We start from the raw sequence: 20071 nt of genomic DNA, 5'->3' as shown, positions 1-20071 counted from the left end.
GGCGTTTCCTTCCGGCCCTGAAGGACGCGGTCTCCGCCCTACCGCATGAAGAAGATCGGCCCGCGCGGCCGGAACGGCAGCGAAGCGCCCTGTGGCACGAGGAAGGCGTGGTCGCGGCGGATGCGGATCACGTCGCACTGGCCGTCGGTGATGAGCAGGATCGGCCCGTCCGTCGGGAAGTCGTCGGCCCGTTCCAGCAGGCTGACGCCGGGCTGCAGGATCGTGCCGCCCCGGCCGCGTACCTTGACCCGGTTCGCGATGTCCTCGACCGGCAGGTAGCCGGCGTCGTACGCGATCGCGTCGCAGAACACCACGCGCGCCCGCGGCACGTCGCGGACCGAGGCGTAGGAGGCGATCGCGCCGAGCGCCTTGCCGAGCAGCTTGACGTCCATCGAGCCCGAGGTGTCCAGCACCACGCCGAACGTGGCCTTCCTGACCACCTCCTCCGGCCGCACCCGGCCGGGGCGCGGGATGTGCGGCGTGGCGGCCTGGCGGCGGGAGGCGCGGGCGTAGGAGCGCCGCGTCTCCTCCGGCTGGAAGTGCTCGTCGAACCAGCGGGCCAGCTGCGCGTCCCACGGCAGCGGCGGCTGGTCGAGCGCTCGGATCTCCTGCTCCAGCCCGGCCGGCACGTAGCCGCGGCTGTTGCCCTGGTGGAAGGCCAGGCCCGTGCAGAGCGCGCTGCGATAGTACTCGTCGAGGTCGACGCAGCCGCCGGCCGGGCGTGGTGGCCGGTCGAGGACGTCGCCGAGGCCGCGCCCGCGCAGCGTGGCGAGCTTCCGCATCCGCCGCAGGTCGGTGACGATCGTGTCGTAGACCGCCTCGGCCGACATGCCGGACAGGGTCTGGTCGAACAGCAGCCCTTCGGGCATCTCGCCGACGCCCATCTCGGTGAGCCAGCCGTTGATCACGTAGTCGCAGGCGACGTTCCAGATGTACGGCTCGCGCGGGCCGACCCGCTCGCCATGGCGGAGCGCGGCGTGCAGCATCTCGTGGGCCAGCACGAACCGCCACTCCTCCTCGGAGTGCCGGGCGAGCGGGTTGATGTAGATCTCGCCGGCTTCCGCGCTGACCGCGGCGATGGAGATCCCCCAGCTCCTGGCCAGCTCCACCTCGGCGACGATCTTCATGCCGGCGGCGAGCGCGCCCAGCAGCGGGTAGGAGGAGACGAACCAGCGCAGCGCCGCGTCCCACGGCCCCTCGACGTGCTTGTCGGCCGTGACGCGCGGGGTGCCCGCCTGGTCGAGCGCGGCGGTGGCCGCCTCGGCGACGCCCACCGCGAACATGGACGGGAAGTCGAAGTGCTTGGCCATCTCCGCCGAGCAGACGCGGAAGTCCTCCTCGCCGAGCGGTTTGTACGCCTCGGGGATGCCGAGCCTGCGCCAGCGCTCCGACAGCGTGACCTCGTCCTGCTCGGGCAGTTCGGCGGGCAGCGGCGCGGGGCAGCGGCCGATCTTGAGCGTCCGCAGGAACCGGTCGACGGCCAGGCAGCACGCGGCCCGGTAGGCGGGCTCGGGGCGGTCGCCTTCGATGTCCTTCGGCGCGCAGGTGCGCGGGTCGGCGTGGCCGAAGCCGAGGTGGAGCAGCAGGTGGGCGAAGATCCACGCCCACTCGGCCGCCTCGGCGCGGCGGCGGGGGTGGTGGCGGATGTCCCCGTCCTCCGTCACCACCGCCCAGGTGTCGGCCGACAGCTCCCCCTCATCCGCCGCGTAGAGCCAGCTGTGGTAGACGGAGAACAGCGGGTGCCGGTCGACGAGCTGCCAGCCCTTGCGCACCTCGGCGCGCCACGGGTCGGTCTTGGCCTTGTTGCGGGGGCTCATGATCGGGCCGCCATCAGCCTGGGCACGTCCCTGCCGACCTCGACGAGGAACCAGGTGGGCAGCGCGGGCGCGCCGTTCGCGTCGGAGGCGATGACGAGCTGGGCGCACTCCAGCGAGATCTCGGCCAGCTCGACCAGCAGCGTCTTGGCGCGGAAGCCCAGGTCACGCCCTCTGGAGGAGGCGCCGCGCTTGTCCGCGGGCAGCTCCTTGACCAGCCGGGCCCGGAACGCCTCGGCCAGGAAGTAGAGCAGGTCGCGCTCCTCGGGCCGGCGCGGCCATGGCGCCTCGCCCTTGATCACCGCGTTGAGGTCGTAGGCGTGCCGGACGGTCTTGACGTAGGCGCGGAAGGCGGAGGCGTGGTTGGCGGTGAGCGTGCCGAACGCGAGCATGGCGAGCGTCTCGTCGGCGACGTCGTCACCGTAGGAGGTCAGCACGTCGGAGAGCATGTGCCAGGCGCGCGGCGAGGAGAACGGCTCCTCGGTCTTGGGCGGCGCGCTCCACAGGTGGTCGGGCCGCTGCACCAGGTAGTCGACGATCCACGGGTGGATGCCGTTGGCGGTGGCCCACTTGAGCCAGTCGTCGGGCGAGGCTCGCAGGTGTACGTGGACCAGCCGGTTGATCAGTGCGGAGGCCATCGGGCGGGCGAGCGCGTTGTCGGTGGCCCGGTTGCCCGCGCCGATCACGACGGACCCGGCGGGCAGCTCGTACGCGCCGATCCTGCGGTCGAGGATCAGCGAGTAGAACGCCTTCTGCACCTCGGGCGCCGAGGCGTTGAGCTCGTCGAGGAACAGGCAGTAGGGCTCGGCGCGGGCGATCGACTCGGGCGGCGCGAACCGGCTGCGGCCGTCGACCAGCTCGGGCACCCCGATGAGGTCCTCGGGCGCGAGCTGGGTGCCGAGCAGCGTCACGCAGTCGAGGCCGAGTGAGTCGGCGAACTCGCGGACCAGCGAGCTCTTGCCGATGCCGGGCGCGCCCCACAGGAACACCGGCCGGACGACGGCGACGTGCAGCAGCAGCTCGGGGAGCTGCATCGGAGTGACCGTGACCGTCGCCTGCACGTCTTCAGAGTGGCGAATCGTGGCTGTCGCGCGCATCAGGTTTTTTATTGGGTTGCCGCGCCGGCTGCCGCGTTCCTAGCATCGTCGGCATGTATCTCTGCTTCATGCGTCTGCGCAGCGACCGGGCTCGGGCCCGCTAGCTGACGCGGTTACGACCTAGGCGTCCGCCGGCGCGCCCCGGGCCCTTCGAGAGACCCATACATCTCGAAGACCCGAGAGGGCGGCTGTGGCGCAGAACTTCGCGCACGGAAACTATTCACATACCCAGAAGAACGCCAGGAACAGCGGCGGTCGCACGCCCAGGGACCGGGCCAGGCGCGCCTTGTCGCAGAACTTCCTGGTCGACCGGCATGCCGTCGAGCTGGTGGTCAAGGCGGCCGCCCCCGATGGGCTGGTGCTCGAACCCGGCTCGGGCGAGGGCGTACTGACCTGGGCGCTGGCCGAGGCCGGGGCCCAGGTGATCGGCTACGAGATCGACCCGCGGCTGGCCGGCCGGCTCGCCGCGCGCACCCGCGACGATCCCCGGATCGACGTGGTCAGAGCCGACTTCACGACCGCGCGGGCGCCGCGCGAGCCGTTCGCGGTCGTCGGCAACATCCCCTACTCGGTCACCTCGCGGATCGTCGGCTGGTGCCTGCGGGCGCCGGGGCTCACCTCGGCGACGCTGCTCACCCAGCGGGAGTACGCCCGCAAGCGCTCGGGCGACTATGGCCGCTGGAGCCTGGTGACGGTGGAGTCGTGGCCGTGGTTCCACTGGCGGCTGGGCGACCGGATCGGCAGGGAGAGCTTCCGGCCGATCCCGTCGGTCGACTCGGCGATCCTGCGGATCGAGCGGCGGCCCACGCCGCTGGTCGAGGCGCGGCGTGGCTACCAGGAGCTGGTGGAGGTGGGGTTCGGCGGGGTCGGCGGCTCGGTGCGCGCCTCGCTCAGACGCCGCTATGAGGGAGTCGACGCCGCCATCGCCGCCGCGGGCATCGCCCGCGACACGGTGGTGGGCCACGTCCACCCCGACCAGTGGATCACGTTGTGGGAGCGGCTATGCCGCTGACGTGACCGTGGCCTTCTCCGCCGGGCCGACGGGCGGGGCGAGCACCTGGGGCGCCGGGGACCGGCGGCCCCAGGGCATCGCCATGAGCAGGATCGGCAGCAGCACGATCGATGCTCTCGACCAGTCGCGGTGCAGCAGCCACCAGGCGTTGTCGCCGAACTGGGTCATGTACAGATAGCCGTACGCCGACCACAACGAGACACCGATGATCGCCGGCCAGGCGAACCTCGTGGGCCTGGCGATCAGGAACGGCATGAACCACAGGAGGTATTGGGCGCCCAACCGCGGCGTGACGACCATGAAGATCAGCAGGATGGCCGTGGTCATGTCGATCGGGTCGGCCCGCCGCCAGAGCAGCACCGCGAGGATGACGCAGATGTAGATCAGGTAGGTGCCGATCTTGGCCAGGCTGGGGATCAGCGCCCAGTCGCCGCCGGTGAAGTGCGGCGTCCAGCCCCACTCTCCGATGATCGGCCGGATGTCCTGAATGGTGTCGATGACCGCGGGGATCTGCTTGAGCGACGTGCCGGCGAAGATCGGCAGCGTGACCAGGAAGAACACCGGTAGCGCGCCGGTCATGAACAGCGCCGCGATCCTGGCCCGCAGGTTGGGCAGGAGCAGCAGCATGCCGGGGATCAGCCAGATCGGCCAGCTCTTCGCGCACAGGGCCAGACCCATCAGCAGACCGGCCAGCGCGCCGCGCTTCAGATCGGCCCGGTCCATCGGGCCGGGCATGAGGGCGCGGTGGAGCATGCCGCCGCGGCCGATGACGCGGGGCAGCGAAGCCCGCCAGCCGTAGGCCGCGACGCCTCGGCGTACCTTGGCGACCACCTGGGTCGTGACGCCGGCCCGGTCGGGCGAGCCGGGGCCGCGGGCCACCACGAAGGCGGCCACGCCGAAGGCCAGCGCCACCGGCTCGACCTGGCCATGGATGCAGGCGACGAGCAGGGCGAGCGGGTTGAGCGCGTACTGCAGGGCGCGCAGCGACGCCTTGGGGCCGCCGGCCAGCTTGGCGACCAGCGGGATCAGCACGATGTCGGCGACCACGGTGACCAGGCGCCCGGCGTAGACCCACGGGATGCCCAGCCACAGCAGGATCCCGTAGACGTAGGGGATGGTCGGCAGGAAGTGCCAGCCGCCCTCGCTGGCCAGGACCGGGTCCTGACCGTTCAGCACCGCCTGACCCGCCGGCTGGAAGCTCTCCATGAAGTCGACGGGCTGCCAGGAGTCGTGGGCTGCGGTGAACATCAGCACCACGCGTACGGCCACGCCGACCAGCACGGAGACAAGGAGAGGGGGTCGCCAGTCACGCCATTGGGCGATGAGAGCGAGCAAGACACCTACGACGAGGATCGTCCCCGTGAGAACTGCGTATTCCATGGCGGCTTCTAGCCTGCCGTACTCCTCTGAGTACTTCCACCGAGGGTTCCGATTCTTAACTCTGACATGGCGGGTCGTAACGCGATAGAACATGACCCTCTGTGCTGAACTTTTCTCATGGGGGGATCGCAGGTCAACCAGGCTCTGGTCAGGCTCTACTTCGAGGTAAAAGACGGGCTGCGTGACCCGGTCGCGGCGTGGGCGAAACTCACAGGAAATTCGCAGGTCTACCAGCAGGCCAGGGGTGGGAGGCGGGTTCCGCTGGACGACGGGACGGCGGCCGAGCTGACCGCCGCCGCGATCGTGCACACGGCCACCGAGCACGGCGCGGACCGGGTGGCCGCGCTGTCCACCTCGCCGCTCGCCGGGTTGATCGGCGGCCTGGGCGGCGCGGTGCTGACCGAGCAGTCCAGCGTGCCGGACCAGCTGCTCGGCCAGGGGTTCCCCGGCACGTCGCCGGAGGACTGGCCGCGGGCGGCGTACGTACTGCTGTGGGGAGAGAACAACAGGCTCGCCCGCACACCTGACATGCCCCTGGTGATCGCCGGGCGCTACAAGGGCCAGAAGGTCGTGGCGATCGGTCCGCATCCGACGCGCCTGTCGGACGAGACCCTGGTCGTCCGGCCGGGCACCGACGGGGCGCTGGCCATGGCCATGGGGCATGTGCTGCTCAAGGAGTTCTTCCTGGAGCGGGCGGCGTTCGCCGGGCACGCGATGGAGCGCACGGACCTGCCGTTCCTGGTACGGCTGCGCGAACACGGCGGCGCCTTCGTGGCCGGCGGGCTGACCGGGCGGCCCGCCGAAGGACTGAGCGTGTACGGCGGCGACTCGGTGGAGGTGCTGCTGCCGCGTTTCGACGACGGGCCGGGGCTGCTGCGCCGCGGGGTGCCGGTGGTCAGGGACGGCGACGAGCCTGTGACGACGGTGTTCGACCTGCTGCTGGCGGTGTACGGGGTGGCGCGGGACGGGTTGCCGGGTTGCTGGCCGGACGGCTATGGCGATCGCGGTGAGCCGTACACGCCCGCCTGGCAGGAGGCGTACACCGGGGTGGCCGCCGCGCGCACGCTGAAGATCGCGCGGGAGCTGGGGGCGACGGCGGAGCGGACCGGCGGGCGGTGCATGATCGTGCCCGGGCGGCTGGAGACGAACCACGCCGACACCGCCTACCGGGCGATGCTGGCGCTACTCATACTGACCGGCTGTGGTGGAGGCTGGGCGCAGGCCGGGGCGGGGTCGGCCATCCCGCTCGTGCCGTACCTGTGCCTGCACGCGTGCGGCGAGGACGGCACGGACGTGGGCGCGCTGAGCTGGCCGCTGGCCGAGGGGCTGTTCGATCGGCGGTCGTCGCGGTCGATGCTGCTCGAAGCGGTGCGTGACGGGTTGCCGATGGCGCCGTCGCCGCGTGTGCTGGCCATTCCGCGCCCGATCTATCCGCTTCCGCCCGAGGTGGAGTTGCTCATCGGGCCCGACGACCGGTGCGACCTCGCGCCGCCCGACGCCTATCTGGTGGCGGACGCGGTGGCCAAGCTGACCGTCGATCACATGGAGCCCGCCGCGCCGGATCCGGCGGCGGTCGCCGCCGGAGGGCGGATGCGGTTGCTGGTCGATCACGCGTGGATGCACGAGTACGGGGAGGCCCTGCCGACGTACCGTCCACCGGGGCAGGGCCTGCCCGTGAAACCGACCCAGTTGGTACGTTAACCGACTGGTGCGTCAACCGGCTGGTGCGTTAGCCGGCTGGTGCGTTAGCCGGCGCTCATCCGGCGCCCTGTAAAGGCACTCGTCCGGCGCCCCGTGAAGGCACTCGTCCGGCGATCCCTGTGAAGACGCTCATCCGGTGAAGCCCTTGAAGATGCCGGTGAACTCGTACGCCGACTGGGAGATCCCGCTGCACGTCGGCGAGACGCTGCCGTTGGGGCAGCCGCCGTTGTCGCGGCCCACCGACCAGAAGCCGACGAAGCCGATGTGGTTGGTGTTGGCCCAGTCGCGCAGCTTGCGGGCGTCGGCCTGAGTGGTGGTCTGGCCCGTGTCGTTCTTGCCGATCATCGGTGTGACGCCGAGCATCCGCTTGATCTGGGCATCGGTCTTCGACGGCCACACGCCCTTCATCTGGCCGAGCGTCGCCTGGGCGGCTGAGACCATGGCGTCGCCCCAATTGCCGGTGTAGCCGAAGTCCATGACCATGGGGTTGACGATCACGTTCAGGCCCTTGGCGGCGGCGTCCTGGAGGATCTGCACCGAGAACGGGTCGAGCCCGTAGTCCTGTGCCTGCACGCGCAGCGTGTACCTCACGACGGTGCCGCGTTCGGACTGCAACTGCTTCAGCGCGCTGTTGACCTTGTTCACATCGATCGACGCCTCGACGTCGACGTCCAGCTGGTTCGTGCCGACCGCGTCGAGCACCTTCTTGTAGGCGGCGAGCAGGGTGGCGGTGGTGCCGCAGTTGTGCTCCAGGTACGGGCCCTGGGCGCCGCCGCTGGCGACGACCACCTGGCCGCCCTGGGCCTGGAGCGCCTTGACGTCGTTGATGATCCTTGCGTCGGTGAGCGGGATGACCCCGCCCCAGGCCGGGTTGCAGCCCGTGCTGTCGCCGAGCACGAAGGCCAGCGTGTAGTTCTTCACCCCGGTCGCGGCGGCGGCGCCGGCCAGGGACGGGGTGTTCATGGTGATGTCGATGTAGGGCGCGTGGCGGATGTCACCGGTCGGCGGTGGCGTGGTGTCGTTGGTGGTCTTCCCACTGACGGAGGCCGTGTACGCCGAGCAGTTGCCGGCGGCGTCACACGCCCGGACGCGGAAGCCGTAAGTCGTGGCGGCGCTGAGCCCGGTGGCCGTGTAGGTGGTGCCGGTGACGGCCGTGGGCGCCGCGTTGTCCCTGGACACCTCGTAGCGGGCGACGCTGCCGGAGTTGTCGGTGGAGGCGGACCACGTCACGCTCAGGCTGGAGTTGGTGGCGCCACCGACCGCCGGGCTTCCCGGCACGGTCGGCGCCTGGGTGTCCGGGGCGCCGCCCGGTCCGTCGAGCACGACGTCATCGGCGTAGTAGGCGCTCTGGCCGTACCAACCGTTGACGTAGACGATCACGCTCGTCACACCGGCGCCGGTGGTGAACGACGTTTTCAGCTGCTGCCATTGACCGCCCGGGGCACCCCAGGTACTGACGTCGATCCCGGTGCCCGTCGCCCCCAGGAAGATGTAGTTGCCCTGGACCCACGCTGACAGCTGGTAGGTCGTGTTGGGCTGGACCGTCACGATCTGCTGGCATCTGGCGTAGTCATTGCCCGCCGGGGTGGCCTGCAAGGCCTTCGTACCGCCGTGAACGGGTTGTGACACCGCCTGGGCGGCGGCGGAAGCCTGGCAGGTCCAGCCGGTCAGGGCGGACTCGAAGCCGGGGTTCGTCAGGATGTTGGCGGCTGAGGCGGGTGTGGCTTGGAGGGCTATGAGGCCCAGGGCGATGGCGGCCGTCGCCGCGAGTCCTCGCAGGTTCATGGAGGTCCCTCACGTTCTCGGGTCTTCACGTTCTCGTCTTGTGAAACTCGGCTTCGTGAAATTCGGGTCTTCGTGAAGCTCGGGTCTTCGTGAAATTCGGGTCTTCGCGGAACTCGGGTCTTCGCGGAAGTGCCGCCGCGCCCCCGTGGGCCACCCGTCGCACCGGCGGCGGGACGCCGGTGCGACGGGTGCGGTGGGCCGGTCCCGGTTCAGGAGCCGGCAGTGGGTCGGTTCGGTTCAGAGACCGGCGGTCGGCCGGTCCTGGTTCAGAAGCCGACGGTCAGGCCGGTTTCGGATCAAATGCCGGTCTCGGTACAAATGCCGGTCTCGGTGCAAATGCCGGTGCCGGTTCAGAAGCCGGCGGTGATCCTGGTGAAGTCCCAGTTCGACTGGGCGATCCCGCTGCAGTTGGAGACGACCCCGCCGCCCGGGCACGGCCGGTCGCGGTTGACGGCCCAGTACGCGAGCCTGGTCAGGCCGTTGTTCCTGGCGTAGTCACGGATCTGCGTCCAGGTGGCCGTGGAGGTGAGCTCCTGCTGGTCCGACAGGCCGTTCATGCCCGAGATGCCCATGTGCGCGTACGCCTGGGCGTCCGACCAGCCGAAGGCCGTCTTGAGGGTGTTCTTCAGCCCTTCGGAGGCGTTGACCGTGCTCTGGTACATGTTCGAGCCGCCGCCGAAGTCGAACGGCATGATCGTGTAGTTGTCGATCGGGACCGCGAGCTCCTTCGAGCGGTTGATCAGGCGGGTGCCCCAGTAGGTGGGGCCGGTGGTCGAGGTGCCGAAGGTGACGACGACCTTGACGTTGGGGTTGTTCTGCTTGACGATCTTGAGGCCGTTCAGGATGCGGTCCTGGACCGCCTCGCTCTCGAACTCGTCGGTGTTCTCGATGTCGAAGTCGACGGCCGCGGGACCGACGGCGTTGATGACCGTCTGCACCGCGCCGGCGAACGCCGAGGGCGAGGAGCAGTTCGGGCCGAGCTTGTTGCCCGACCAGCCGCCGAAGGAGACCTGCACGCTGCCGCCGGCCGACTTGATGGCCGAGATCGCCTGCGCGTCGGCGCCGCCGGTCAGCGGACGGCTGCCGTCCCAGGCCGCGTTGCAGCCACCGCTGGACAGGATGAACGCCATCGTGAACGACTTGACGCCGGTCGCGCTCATCACCGTGGCGGGCGCGGGCGGGTCGCCCCAGCCCATGTAGAGGTAGGGGGCGCCGGGCAGCTTGCTGCCGCCGCCGGTGCAGCCGGTGGTCGTCCCGGTGACCGCGGCGCTGGAGGCCGACTCGCCTACCGAGTTGTACGCCCTGACGGTGAAGGTGTGCGAGGTGCAGGTGCCCAGGGAGCCGATGGTGGCCGATGTCCCGGTGACGGTGGCCTTGACCGTGCTGCCCTCGTACACGCGATAGCCGGTGACCGTGCCCGACGACGCGCCCCACGACAGGGAGAGGGAGCTGTTCGTGGACCCGCTGACGCTCGGCGAGCCCGGCTGGCCGGGCGCGCCGGTGCCGGCCGAGGTGGTGGCGGTCACGGAGTTGCCGGCCGCGGAGAGGTTCCCGGCGGCGTCACGGGCGCGGACCGTGTAGGTGTAGCTGGTGGCGGCCGCGAGCCCACCGTCGGTGTAGGTGGTGCCGGTGGCCGTCGTCACCAGCGTCGAGCCCCGGTAGACGTTGTAGCCGGTGACGCCGACGTTGTCGGTGGAGGCGTTCCAGGCCAGGGAGACGCTGCTGGAGGTCGTGCCGGTCGAGCGGAGGTTGCCCGGCACCGAGGGGGCGGTGGTGTCGCCGCCGCCACCGGAGACGGTCTTCCACAGGGCGGGCACGGCGTCCGGCGTCCAGTCGGGCTGGGAGGTGTGAGCCTGGATGCACTCGTAGTCGACGCCGTTGTAGGTGACGCGGGTGCCCACGCTGTAGGCGGTCCATGCCGTCCACGCGGGGTAGGCGAGGGCCACGGCGCCATAGGCGCTGGTCGAGACGGTGGTGAGCCCGGCCCCCATCATGGCCAGGGCGGCGAGTAAGGCGAGGAACATGCGGCGAAATCTCATGGCATTCCCTGGTGGTGCGGCTGTGACGGGTCATGTCCTTGTGGCGTGCCGTACGGCTCGCGCCGGGGGGTGAGAGCGCGAGCCGTACGGCATGGGCCCGCGAGGTGGAGCGGGCCACTGGGGAGGTGGCAGCAGGAGGGTTCGCTTTGCTCGGCCAGTCAGCGGCCTACGCCGGAGGGTCACTTCGACGGCCCGCAACACTCTGGGCCAGAGTGGAGGAGGGCGGCGGAGACCGGGACATGGCTTCCTGATTCATGATTTCTTTTAGGAAAGTTTCCTAAGAGTTGCCGCGATCGTAGCCTTGACACCGGGGTCTTACAAGACCCAAAGATGAGGTCCGAAAGCACAGCAACGGCGGAGCACCTGGACTCGGTGCTCCGCCGTGATGACCGACCGTTGGACGATCAGTTCTGCTGAGTGATGCGGACGTCGTCGACGCCCGCCTCGACCAGGGAAGCGCCGGAGGCGTCGGCGGCGTCGATGAGGATGCGGACCGTCTGCCCCGCGTACGCGCTCAGACTGGCCGTGGCCATGGCCCAGGCCCCGTTGCGGTTGGCCGCCGCGCCGGCCTGCTGGAAGACGGTCGTCGTGGTGTCGCCGACCACCCTGACCCGGAAGTAGTCGGCGCTGGAGGCGTTCGAGCCGTGCGCCAGGTACCACGACAGCGAGAGGCTGAGCGTGCCGGTGGCGGGCAGCGTGATGGGCGGCGACTGGATCGAGGTGATGCCGCCGTCGACGTCGAAGTCACCCGCGGAGGTGCCCGCGAGGCGGCCCGTCACCAGGTCGTTGGTGCCGCTGACCGTGGTGGCGAGCTGCTTGGCGCCGGAGGAGGTGGTCGCCTCTGGGACGCCGCGCTCCCACGCGCCGAGGGTGGCCGTGTCCGTGGCGCTCGCGTTGACGGTCCAGCCGGTGCCCGTCTCGAAGGTGTCGGAGTAGACGGTCACGGGCGGGGTGCCGGTGCCGCAGTACTGGGACTCCTTGCCGATGATCCGGTAGACGCAGTCGGAGTACTCGAGGAAGCGGAGCACCGCCTCCCTGTTCCGGGTGGTCTGCGGGACGATCTGCTCGTCCGGCGGGTAGAAGCCCGGGCTGGAGCTGACGGGGTACATCTCGAAGGTGAAGCTGAAGATCTTGTACGCGCCCCACAGCCAGTCGTCGATCGTCCCGTCGGTGATGTAGAGGTCGCTGGCCTGCTCCGGGGTGTAGTTGTTGGTGGAGGCCATGTTCCGGCCGAGCGCCGCGAACGCGTCGTGGTCGTCCTGGGTCAGGCCCGGGGCGGTGTCGTTGAAGGTGAAGCCGTAGGGCCACAGGACGAGTTCGGCGTAGGTGTGGAAGTCGATGTTCGACTTGATCTGCTGGACGCCGCCGACGACGCGGCCACGTACGAAGTTGGCCACGGCCTTGACCTCGGGCGCCGACTCGGCCGACGCGCCGCGGTAGGTCTCGCTGGAGGTGCTGCCGGAGGAGCCGCCGCAGCAGCCGAAGTTGTAGGCCCAGTTACGGTTCAGGTCGGTCCCGACGGCCGACGAGCCGCTGTTCGGCTGGCGGTTCTTGCGCCAGGAGCGGTAGGAGCCGCTGGCGATGTCGTACTCGCCGCCGTCCGGGTTCAGGTCCGGCATGATCCAGATCTCCCGGGAGTTCACCAGGTTCGTGATCCGGGGATCGGTGCCGTAGTTGTCCACCAGCAGGTGCGCCAGGTAGAGCGCCATCTCCACCGTGAGGTGCTCGCGGGCGTGCTGGTGCGCGGTGAAGAGCACCTCCGGCTCGGCCTCGTCGGTCGCGACGTTGTCGCTGATCTTGATGACGCGCATGGCTCTGCCCTCGTACGACGTGCCGTACGTGGAGACCGTCGCGAGGTTGGGATGAGCGGCGACGAGCGCGTTGATGTCGGCGTTCGCCTCGGCGTAGTTGTGGTAGCCGGAGTCCGCCGGCGGGAAGTCAAAGGTCCCGACGCCGCCGGACGGCGATAACGGGCGCGACACCTCCGAGACCCGGTAACCGAGGCGCCTGATCGCGTCCACCTCGGCCGTCGTGGCGGTGATCAGGACCGACTCCGTGGCCACCTCGTCGATCGCGGCGCCGGTCGCGGCGACGGCGCTGCGTTGCTGGGCGTTCGCCGGCCCCTCCACGCGATACTGCCGGTTCGGCGGCGGCTCGGCGGCGGCCCCGGCTCCGGTCATGCCGGTCAGGCAGACCAGGCCGAGGACGGCGAGCAGGATGACAAAACGGCGTTTCACCTAGTCCTCCTCAGGCGCGTGGGATGTCGTTTACACGCGCCTGAACCGAGGGTGAGGACGTTGCGGTGGTTGGGAAAGGCCCAACTTTCCGGCCCGTCCGGTGGGCCCGTTTCCTGCCGGCTCCAGGGCCTGACAGCTAAGCGACAGGTTAATGCCAGCCCGCTACCAGGGCGTTCAGACACGCTGAGCGACATGAGTATCAGTGCTGAGGGCCTGCGACAGGAAGATCCCATGATCAAGACCACGGAGACCATGACCACCCGCGACGGCGTCACCCTCGTCGCCACGCTCTGGCGGCCCGCCGGGCCCGGCCCCTTCCCGGTGCTGCTGTCCCGCACGCCGTACGGCAGGACGGATCCGGGGCCCGGAATGCACCTGGACCTGGCCCGGCTGGTGGCCGCCGGATACGCGGTCGCCGTCCAGGACGTGCGCGGGACCGGCGACTCGGACGGCGAGCTCACCTTCATCACCGGCGAGGCCGCCGACGGCTACGACGCGGTGCGGTGGGCGGCCACGCAGCCCTGGTCGGACGGGAACGTCGGCATGTTCGGCGACTCCTACCTGGGCATCACCCAACTCCTGGCCGCCCAGGAACGCCCGGCGGGCCTGCGGGCCATCGCGCCGCACGTGGCGCCCGCGTCACTGCACGAGGTGGTCTACCACTCGGGCGTGCCCAACCTCAACGTGGCCCTGACCGTCAGCGCGGCCGTGCTCGCGCTCGACGAGCTGCAGCGCCGGATCAACCGGGGTACGGCGCTCGCCGCCGACAGGGACGCCTATCTGGCGGCGCTGGGCTTCCCCGATCGCTTCTCCGAAACCATGCTGCGGCTGGCCGAGCGCCTGCCGCTGAGCGACCAGCCGCTCCTGACCGACCTCGTGCCCTTCTACGCCGACTGGATGGACCATCCCGACCCGGCGGCGGAGCCGTGGCGGGACGGCGCCGTCCGCTACGCCGAGATCGAGGTGCCGGCTCTGGTGGGCACCGGCTGGTACGACTACTTCCGTGACGCCTCCGTCGGCCACTACCAGCACCTGCGCGGCGGATCCCGGCTCGTCGTGGGCCCGTGGGCGCACTTCACGCAGGACGGCGACGTCTGCGGGCGGGACTACGGGGCAGAGGCGAGCCAGGACGCGATCGACTGGACCGGCCTGCACCTGGACTGGTTCGGCCAGTGGTTGCGCGGGGAGGCGCCGGCCGACCGGGCCACGGTGACGTACTTCCTGATGGGCGCCGACGAGTGGCGCACCGCGTCCGACTGGCCGCCACCCGCCGCCCGGCGCGTGGCGTACCATCTGGGCCCGGACGGCACGCTCAGCACCATCCCGGCGGGCGGCGGGGGCGGCGAGTTCGTCAGCGACCCTGACAATCCGGTCCCCACGGTGGGCGGGGCGGTGATGACGTTCGACGCCTTCGGGCCGCTCGACCAGCGCCCGCTCGACGAGCGCGGTGACGTGCTGCGTCACCAGAGCGAACCGCTCGACGCCGCGCTGGAGGTGACCGGGGACGTCGAGCTGATCGTGCTCGTGTCGTCCACCGCGACCAGCGCGGACGTCGCCGTCAAACTGATCGACGTGCACCCCGGCGGCCGGGCCGAGCTGCTGACCGACGCCATCACCCGGGTGACGGACCTGACTCCCGGCGAGGTGCGCGAGGTCAGGGTGAAGCTGGGCGCGATCTCGAACCTCTTCCGCCCCGGACACCGGATCAGGATCGACGTGGCGGGATCGAACTTCCCCAGGTTCGCCAGGAACCCCCAGAAGGGCACGACCACGATCCACGATCCCTCCTACGCGATGCTGCCGATCATCTCGTAGACCTCCTGCCTGGTCATGGCGGTGCCCTTGCCGTACAGGTCGTCGTAGCGCGCGTCACCGAGCGCGGCCCTGGCCGACGCCGTCCCCGCGACGGTGTCGGCCGACGCGTCGGGCGGCTCGACGGCGGCCGACGCGCCGAACAGGACGGCCGCGCGTACCGGGTCACCGCCCGTCAGCTCGGCCAGCGCGCACCCGGCCAGCACGATCGACAGGTACGGCAGATCAGGCGTGGCACCCAGCAGGCCGAGCGCCAGACGGTGCTGTTCGAGCCCGGCCGCGGGGTCACCACCGGCCGTCAGTGCCCTGCCGTAGCCGGCGTGCACCGCCACCGCGAGCTGCGGAATCGGCGGCGCCTCGGCCAGCAGCGGGAACAGGTCGCGGTAGGTGGCCAGGCTGTCCTCGACATCGCCGAGCCGGTAGGCCAGCGCGGCCTCCCCCAGGCCGAGCTGGATGAGGGTGAACGCCGAGATCTCCGCATCCACGCCGAGCCGGGCACCGCTCCGGTCGGCGACCCGGGCACCGGCCCGATCGGCGATTGCGTCAGAGGCCCGATCGGTGGTTGCGTCGGCGGCCCGGCTGGTGATCCGGTCCGCCGTCACTCCGCGTCGGGCCTTGGCCAGGTCGGCGGCGGCGCCGTCAAGGTCGCCGCTCTGCGCGCGGAGCGTCGCCAACCGGGTCAGCGTCGAGATCGTCTCCTCCGAGCTCACCCATTCGCTGGTGAGCGACTGGGTCTCGGCGATCAGATCTTCCGTGGGCGCCCCGCGCGCGGCGCGCAGCGCGGCCAGATTCAGCAGCGCCTCGCTCAGCCCCCACCGTTCGCCCAGCTTCCTGAACCCGGCCACCGCCTGCTCAAGCCGCTCCTCGGACGCGTGCGGCCCGCCGAGCATCCTGGCCGAGCTGGCCAGCCAGAGGTCGTCGCTCTCGGCGAGGTGATCGAGCAGCGCGGCGGCCTTCTCGTCCTGCCCGGCCGCGCTCGCCATGACGGCCCGGCTGATCAGCAGCAGCGGGTGGACGGGCCCTTCCCGCTCCGCCGCCGTGATCAGCTCGTTCATCCGCACGGACAGGACCCGCATGGCCCCCCGATCACTGACGATCGACGCGAACTTACCCACCCCATCCGCGAACAGACAGCCCACGTACGCCCTCACCAGGCCCGGAGGCGGGGTGTCGCCTGCCAGGTCGAGCACCTGCGCCGCCCAGTTCGCGCTCTCGTGCCGGTAGCCGCACATCCACCAATACCAGTTGAGTGCCGCGCAGAGCCGCAGCGCGATCTCCACGTCGCGCTCGTCGAGCGCCCAGCGCAGCGCCACCGAGCAGTCGTCCCGCTCGGCCGAGAGCCGCTCGATCCACTCGATCTGCGCGCCGGTCCGCAGCTGGGGAACCGCCCGTTCGGCGAGATCGAGCAGGTGTACGGCATGGCGCCGCCGGTAGGCCGCCATCTCCCCGGTCTCGGCCAGCCGGTCGGCGGCGTACGCGCGGATCGTCTCCAGCATCGAATAGCGGCCCTCCGGCGACACCTGCACCAGCGACTTGTCGGCGAGCGCGCCCAGCACGTGGGCGGTGCCACCACACACCGCCTCGACGGATTCGAGCGTGGCGCCGCCCGCGAAGACCGCGAACCCGCGGGCCAGCTCGCGTTCGGGCTCGTCGAGCAGGTCCCAGCTCCACTCCACCACCGCCCTGAGCGTCTGCTGGCGGGGCAGCGCCGTACGGCTGCCGCCCGTCAGCAGCCGGAAGCGATCGTCGATGCGGTCGGCGAGCTGCCGCGGCGTCATCGTCCGCAGCCGGGCCGCGGCCAGCTCGATGGCCAGCGGCATGCCGTCCAGCCGGCGGCACAGGGCCACCACGGCCGCGACGTTGCCCTCGTCGAGGGCGAACGCGGGCCGGGCCGCGGTGGCGCGGTCGAGCAGCAGGCGTACCGACGGGTATTCGGCCGCCCGGGTCGCGTCCACGCCGGGCGGGGGCGGCTCCAGCGGCGGGATGGGCACCAGCCGCTCCCCCGGCACACCGAGCGGCTCCCGGCTGGTGGCCAGCACGTGCAGGCCGGGGCAGCCGGCCAGCAGGTCATCGGCCAGGCGCGCGGCGGCGTCGACGAGGTGCTCGCAGTTGTCCAGCACGATCAGCACCCGGCGCTCGCCCAGGGCCTCGACCACCTGCTGGAGCGGCCCGCCCCCGCCAAACCGGCCGCCCCCTCCCAGTCCCCCCTTCCCTCCCGGTCGCCCGTCCCCTCCCGGTCGCCCGTCCGCCCACGCGCCCGGCGTGTCCGGCGTGTCCGGCGTGTCCGGCCCTTGGCGCGGATAGCCGGTCGCCTCCGGCGAGTGATGCGAGTAGCCGGGCCGGTCATCGCGCAGGCCGAGAGCGTCGAGCACCGCGCCGGGCAGAGCCGCGGGGTCGGTGACGGAGGCCAGCTCGACCATCCAGGCGCCGTCGAACCGCGTGCCCATGCGCAGGGCCGCCTCGGCGGCCAGCCTGGTCTTGCCCGCGCCGCCCGGTCCGACGATCGTGACCATCCGGGCGTGACCGAGGACGGTGGTCAGCAGGTCCAGCTCGTCCTCGCGGCCGATGAACGTGGTCAGGGGGACCCGGACGTTGCCCTTGGGCAGGCCCTTGGGAGGGTCCTGCCGTACGGGAACCTCGCCCGACACGACCGCCAGGTGAGCGGCGCGCAGCTCGGGCCCCGGGTCGACGCCGAGCTCGTCGGCGAGCGTCCGGCGGGTGCGCTCGAACAGGGCCAGCGCGTCGGCCTGCCGCCCGGCGGCGGCCAGCCCGCGCATCTCCAGCGCGCACAGCCGCTCACGGAGGGGGTGCGCGGCCACCTCCGCGGCCAGATCGGCCGACAGCCCGGCCGCCAGCCGCGCCTCGGCACGGGTCTCGACGGCGGCCAGCCGATCCTCCTCCAGCCCGGCGGCCACGTTGGCCAGGTACGGCACGGCGCCGAGACCGGCGAGCGCGGGCCCACGCCAGAGCGCGAGCGCCTCGTCGAGCTGCGCCAGACCGGTCAGATCGAGCTTCGCGAGGCCGTTCAGATCGGGCTTGGCGAGGCCGTTCAGATCGAGCTTGGCGAGACCGGTCAGGCGGCGAAAGCGCAGCGCGTCGACCTGGTCGGCGTCGACGGCCAGCGCGTAGCCACCCGCCCGGCTCTCCACGATCTCGTACGGCCTGAGCGCCACGCGCAGCCGCCTGACCAGCGTCTGCAGCGCGTTGGCGGCGTTGCCCGGCGGCTCCTGCGGCCACAGCATGTCGATGAGCCGCTCCGAGGTGACGGTCCGCCCGGCTTCGAGGGCGAGGATGGCCAGGAGCGCCCGTAACCGGAACCCACCGACGGCGATCGGCTCCGCGCCGGTCACTTCCAGTGTCCCCAGGATGGATATCCGCACGACACCCATCCTGCCGCTTTCCCCCGGATAGGCGCTCAAGTGGTACGGCTCGCGCGACCACCCCTAGCCACGCGAGGCGTACCCACTCTCAAACGGCGAACCCGCCGAACAGCAGCGCGGCCAGCCGCTGGGCTTACTACGTGAGCTACCTGCATGCCAAACACCACTGCCCGGTCATCCTGGTGGTGGTGTGCCTGGACGGGACCACCGCCCGCTGGGCCCGGCGCCCGAAGACGATCGGCCTGCCCGAACGCCCGCGACACGGACGCCCGACAACTCTGGAGAGCACTGATGTCGGCCAAGACGTACCGATACCAGTCCGAATTCGCCCAGCAGCTCCGCGCAGAAGGCCATATAGAGGGCGAGGCCAAGATGCTGCTACTGATCCTCGACCGCCGAGGCATCACCCTCTCCGAGGAGGCCCGCGAGCGCATCCGCACCTGCACCGACATAGCCGTCCTCGAATCATGGGCCGACCGGGCCTTCACCGTCACCACCGCCGATGAGCTCTTCGCCTGACAGAACCTCAGACCCGCGGCCATCGGGGCAGTCGGTTTACACCGGTCGGCTTTCGTGATGGATTCGGGCAATGACCGTACAAGGGACGTGCGACCCCAGGTTCTCCCAGGTCGCGGAGGAGTTCGATCGTAACCTCGCGCTTCGCGGCGAGGTCGGCGCGTCGGTGTGCGTAGTGCTCGACGGCGAGATGGTCGTCGATCTCTGGGGCGGCCAGGCCGCGCCCGGCGTCCCCTGGCTGCACGACACCATCGGCCATGTCTGGTCATGTACGAAGGGCGCCACGGCGCTCTGCGCGCACATGCTGGCCGCGCGCGGTGAGCTGGATCTCGACGCCCCTGTCGTCCGCTACTGGCCCGAGTACGGCGCCCACGGCAAAGAGGCGACGCTGGTCAGGCATCTGCTCTCGCACCAGGCGGGGGTTCCGGTGTTGCGCGAGCCGCTGGTGCCCGGCGCGTTCTACGACTGGAAGCTGATGGTCGACCGGCTGGCCGGCGAGCGGCCGTTCTGGGAGCCGGGCAGCAGGCACGGCTATCACGCGCTGACGTTCGGGTTCCTGGTCGGCGAGGTCGTTCGGAGGGTGAGCGGGCGCTCGCTCGGCACGTTCTTCCGCGAGGAGGTGGCCGAGCCGCTCGGCCTGGACTTCTGGCTGGGCCTGCCCGAGGAGCAGGAAGGCCGGGTGGCGCCCACGATCCCCGCCGACCCGCCGTCGGACCCGCCCAAGTTCTACGTCAAGGCGTTCACCGATCCCGCCTCGATTCCGGGGCTGCTGCTGGCCAACGAGGGCGGCTACATGACCACGCCCGGCGAGTCGGACAGCCGCGAGGCGCACGCGGCCGAATACGGCGCCGTCGGCGCGGTGACGAATGCCAGGGGTCTGGCGGGCATGTACCGGCCGCTGTCCCTCAGAGGCGGCGAACTCGTGACCGAGGAGCAGCTGGCCGTCATGGGGCTGACCGCCTCGGCCGGGACCGACGCGGTGCTGGCCGTGCCGACCCGGTTCTCGACGGGGTTCATGAAGGCGGTCGACAACAGGTACCTGCCGCCCGCCGACAGCGAGGGCGCGCTGCTGTCGGCGACCGCGTTCGGGCACGCGGGCATGGGCGGCTCGCTCGGCTTCTGCGACCCGGCGGCCCGGCTGGCCTTCGGCTACACGATGAACAAGCAGGGCATCGGACTCGGCGTCAACCCGCGCGGCCAGGCTCTGGCGGACGCCACTTATCGGGCGCTCGGCTACCAGCAAGCGCACGGAGGTATTTGGTACGCGCCGAGGGATTAATCGCGCGATACCCTGGCTT

At 70.9% G+C, this 20071-nt stretch carries 12 protein-coding genes; 5 read left to right on the top strand and 7 right to left on the bottom strand.

Annotated features, from left to right (window positions below):
* Window positions 1–38 precede the first annotated feature (38 nt).
* Both AB0J16_RS51175 and AB0J16_RS51170 read right to left on the bottom strand, forming a co-directional pair.
* Window positions 39–1817: a hypothetical protein gene (locus AB0J16_RS51175; RefSeq protein ID WP_358553865.1), complete on the bottom strand. Its 1779-nt coding sequence runs from the start codon at window positions 1815–1817 to the stop codon at window positions 39–41.
* Window positions 1814–2875: a MoxR family ATPase gene (locus AB0J16_RS51170; RefSeq protein ID WP_358553862.1), complete on the bottom strand. Its 1062-nt coding sequence runs from the start codon at window positions 2873–2875 to the stop codon at window positions 1814–1816. The genes AB0J16_RS51175 and AB0J16_RS51170 overlap by 4 nt, the downstream gene beginning before the upstream one ends.
* A gap of 226 nt (window positions 2876–3101) precedes the next feature.
* Here AB0J16_RS51170 and erm point away from each other — a divergent pair, with 226 nt between their 5' ends.
* Entirely contained in the window at window positions 3102–3923 is an 822-nt protein-coding gene (gene erm, locus AB0J16_RS51165) for an ErmE/ErmH/ErmO/ErmR family 23S rRNA (adenine(2058)-N(6))-methyltransferase (protein ID WP_358553859.1), read from the top strand.
* Here the strand turns inward: erm and AB0J16_RS51160 are convergent.
* Window positions 3912–5303, bottom strand: coding sequence for a hypothetical protein (locus tag AB0J16_RS51160; protein ID WP_358553856.1), 1392 nt, complete (start codon window positions 5301–5303; stop codon window positions 3912–3914). The genes erm and AB0J16_RS51160 overlap by 12 nt on opposite strands.
* 117 nt (window positions 5304–5420) lie before the next feature.
* Here AB0J16_RS51160 and AB0J16_RS51155 point away from each other — a divergent pair, with 117 nt between their 5' ends.
* A complete protein-coding gene (locus AB0J16_RS51155) occupies window positions 5421–7004 on the top strand; it encodes a molybdopterin-dependent oxidoreductase (RefSeq protein WP_358553853.1) in 1584 nt (527 codons plus the stop codon).
* Window positions 7005–7133: 129 nt separating this feature from the next.
* Here AB0J16_RS51155 and AB0J16_RS51150 read toward each other — a convergent pair whose 3' ends face one another.
* The 3 genes from AB0J16_RS51150 to AB0J16_RS51140 all read right to left on the bottom strand — a co-directional run bounded on the left by AB0J16_RS51150 (window position 7134) and on the right by AB0J16_RS51140 (window position 13065).
* Entirely contained in the window at window positions 7134–8789 is a 1656-nt protein-coding gene (locus tag AB0J16_RS51150) for a carbohydrate binding domain-containing protein (RefSeq protein WP_358553850.1), read from the bottom strand.
* Between the two features lie 350 nt (window positions 8790–9139).
* Window positions 9140–10828 (bottom strand): carbohydrate-binding protein, encoded by a 1689-nt coding sequence (locus tag AB0J16_RS51145; RefSeq protein WP_358553847.1) that lies wholly within the window; start codon window positions 10826–10828, stop codon window positions 9140–9142.
* A 404-nt stretch (window positions 10829–11232) separates the two neighbouring features.
* Window positions 11233–13065 carry a M14 family zinc carboxypeptidase gene (locus tag AB0J16_RS51140; RefSeq protein ID WP_358553844.1) on the bottom strand — a complete coding sequence of 611 codons (1833 nt, stop codon included), beginning with the start codon at window positions 13063–13065 and terminating at the stop codon, window positions 11233–11235.
* Window positions 13066–13296: 231 nt separating this feature from the next.
* Between AB0J16_RS51140 and AB0J16_RS51135 the strand changes: the two genes are divergently transcribed.
* Window positions 13297–14880 (top strand): CocE/NonD family hydrolase, encoded by a 1584-nt coding sequence (locus AB0J16_RS51135; protein ID WP_358553841.1) that lies wholly within the window; start codon window positions 13297–13299, stop codon window positions 14878–14880.
* Here AB0J16_RS51135 and AB0J16_RS51130 read toward each other — a convergent pair.
* On the bottom strand, window positions 14853–18257 hold the full coding sequence (locus AB0J16_RS51130; RefSeq protein WP_358553838.1) for a BTAD domain-containing putative transcriptional regulator: 3405 nt from the start codon (window positions 18255–18257) through the stop codon (window positions 14853–14855). The genes AB0J16_RS51135 and AB0J16_RS51130 overlap by 28 nt on opposite strands.
* A gap of 291 nt (window positions 18258–18548) precedes the next feature.
* Between AB0J16_RS51130 and AB0J16_RS51125 the strand changes: the two genes are divergently transcribed.
* Together AB0J16_RS51125 and AB0J16_RS51120 are read left to right on the top strand one after the other, a co-directional pair.
* Window positions 18549–18776, top strand: coding sequence for a hypothetical protein (locus tag AB0J16_RS51125; protein ID WP_358553835.1), 228 nt, complete (start codon window positions 18549–18551; stop codon window positions 18774–18776).
* 70 nt (window positions 18777–18846) lie between these two features.
* Window positions 18847–20052, top strand: coding sequence for a serine hydrolase domain-containing protein (locus AB0J16_RS51120; RefSeq protein WP_358553832.1), 1206 nt, complete (start codon window positions 18847–18849; stop codon window positions 20050–20052).
* Window positions 20053–20071 lie beyond the last annotated feature (19 nt).

The sequence above is a fragment of the Nonomuraea sp. NPDC049750 genome (assembly GCF_040659625.1).
Lineage (GTDB): Bacteria > Actinomycetota > Actinomycetes > Streptosporangiales > Streptosporangiaceae > Nonomuraea.
This window is presented reverse-complemented; position numbering and strand designations above follow the sequence as displayed.

What these genes read in the sequence shown, in the direction of transcription:
- AB0J16_RS51175 (WP_358553865.1), bottom strand. Translation starts at nt 1,817, where the DNA reads ATGAGCCCCCGCAACAAGGCCAAGACCGACCCGTGGCGCGCCGAGGTG.
- AB0J16_RS51160 (WP_358553856.1), bottom strand. Translation starts at nt 5,303, where the DNA reads ATGGAATACGCAGTTCTCACGGGGACGATCCTCGTCGTAGGTGTCTTG.
- AB0J16_RS51155 (WP_358553853.1), top strand. Translation starts at nt 5,421, where the DNA reads ATGGGGGGATCGCAGGTCAACCAGGCTCTGGTCAGGCTCTACTTCGAG.
- AB0J16_RS51150 (WP_358553850.1), bottom strand. Translation starts at nt 8,789, where the DNA reads ATGAACCTGCGAGGACTCGCGGCGACGGCCGCCATCGCCCTGGGCCTC.
- AB0J16_RS51145 (WP_358553847.1), bottom strand. Translation starts at nt 10,828, where the DNA reads ATGAGATTTCGCCGCATGTTCCTCGCCTTACTCGCCGCCCTGGCCATG.
- AB0J16_RS51135 (WP_358553841.1), top strand. Translation starts at nt 13,297, where the DNA reads ATGATCAAGACCACGGAGACCATGACCACCCGCGACGGCGTCACCCTC.
- AB0J16_RS51125 (WP_358553835.1), top strand. Translation starts at nt 18,549, where the DNA reads ATGTCGGCCAAGACGTACCGATACCAGTCCGAATTCGCCCAGCAGCTC.
- AB0J16_RS51120 (WP_358553832.1), top strand. Translation starts at nt 18,847, where the DNA reads ATGACCGTACAAGGGACGTGCGACCCCAGGTTCTCCCAGGTCGCGGAG.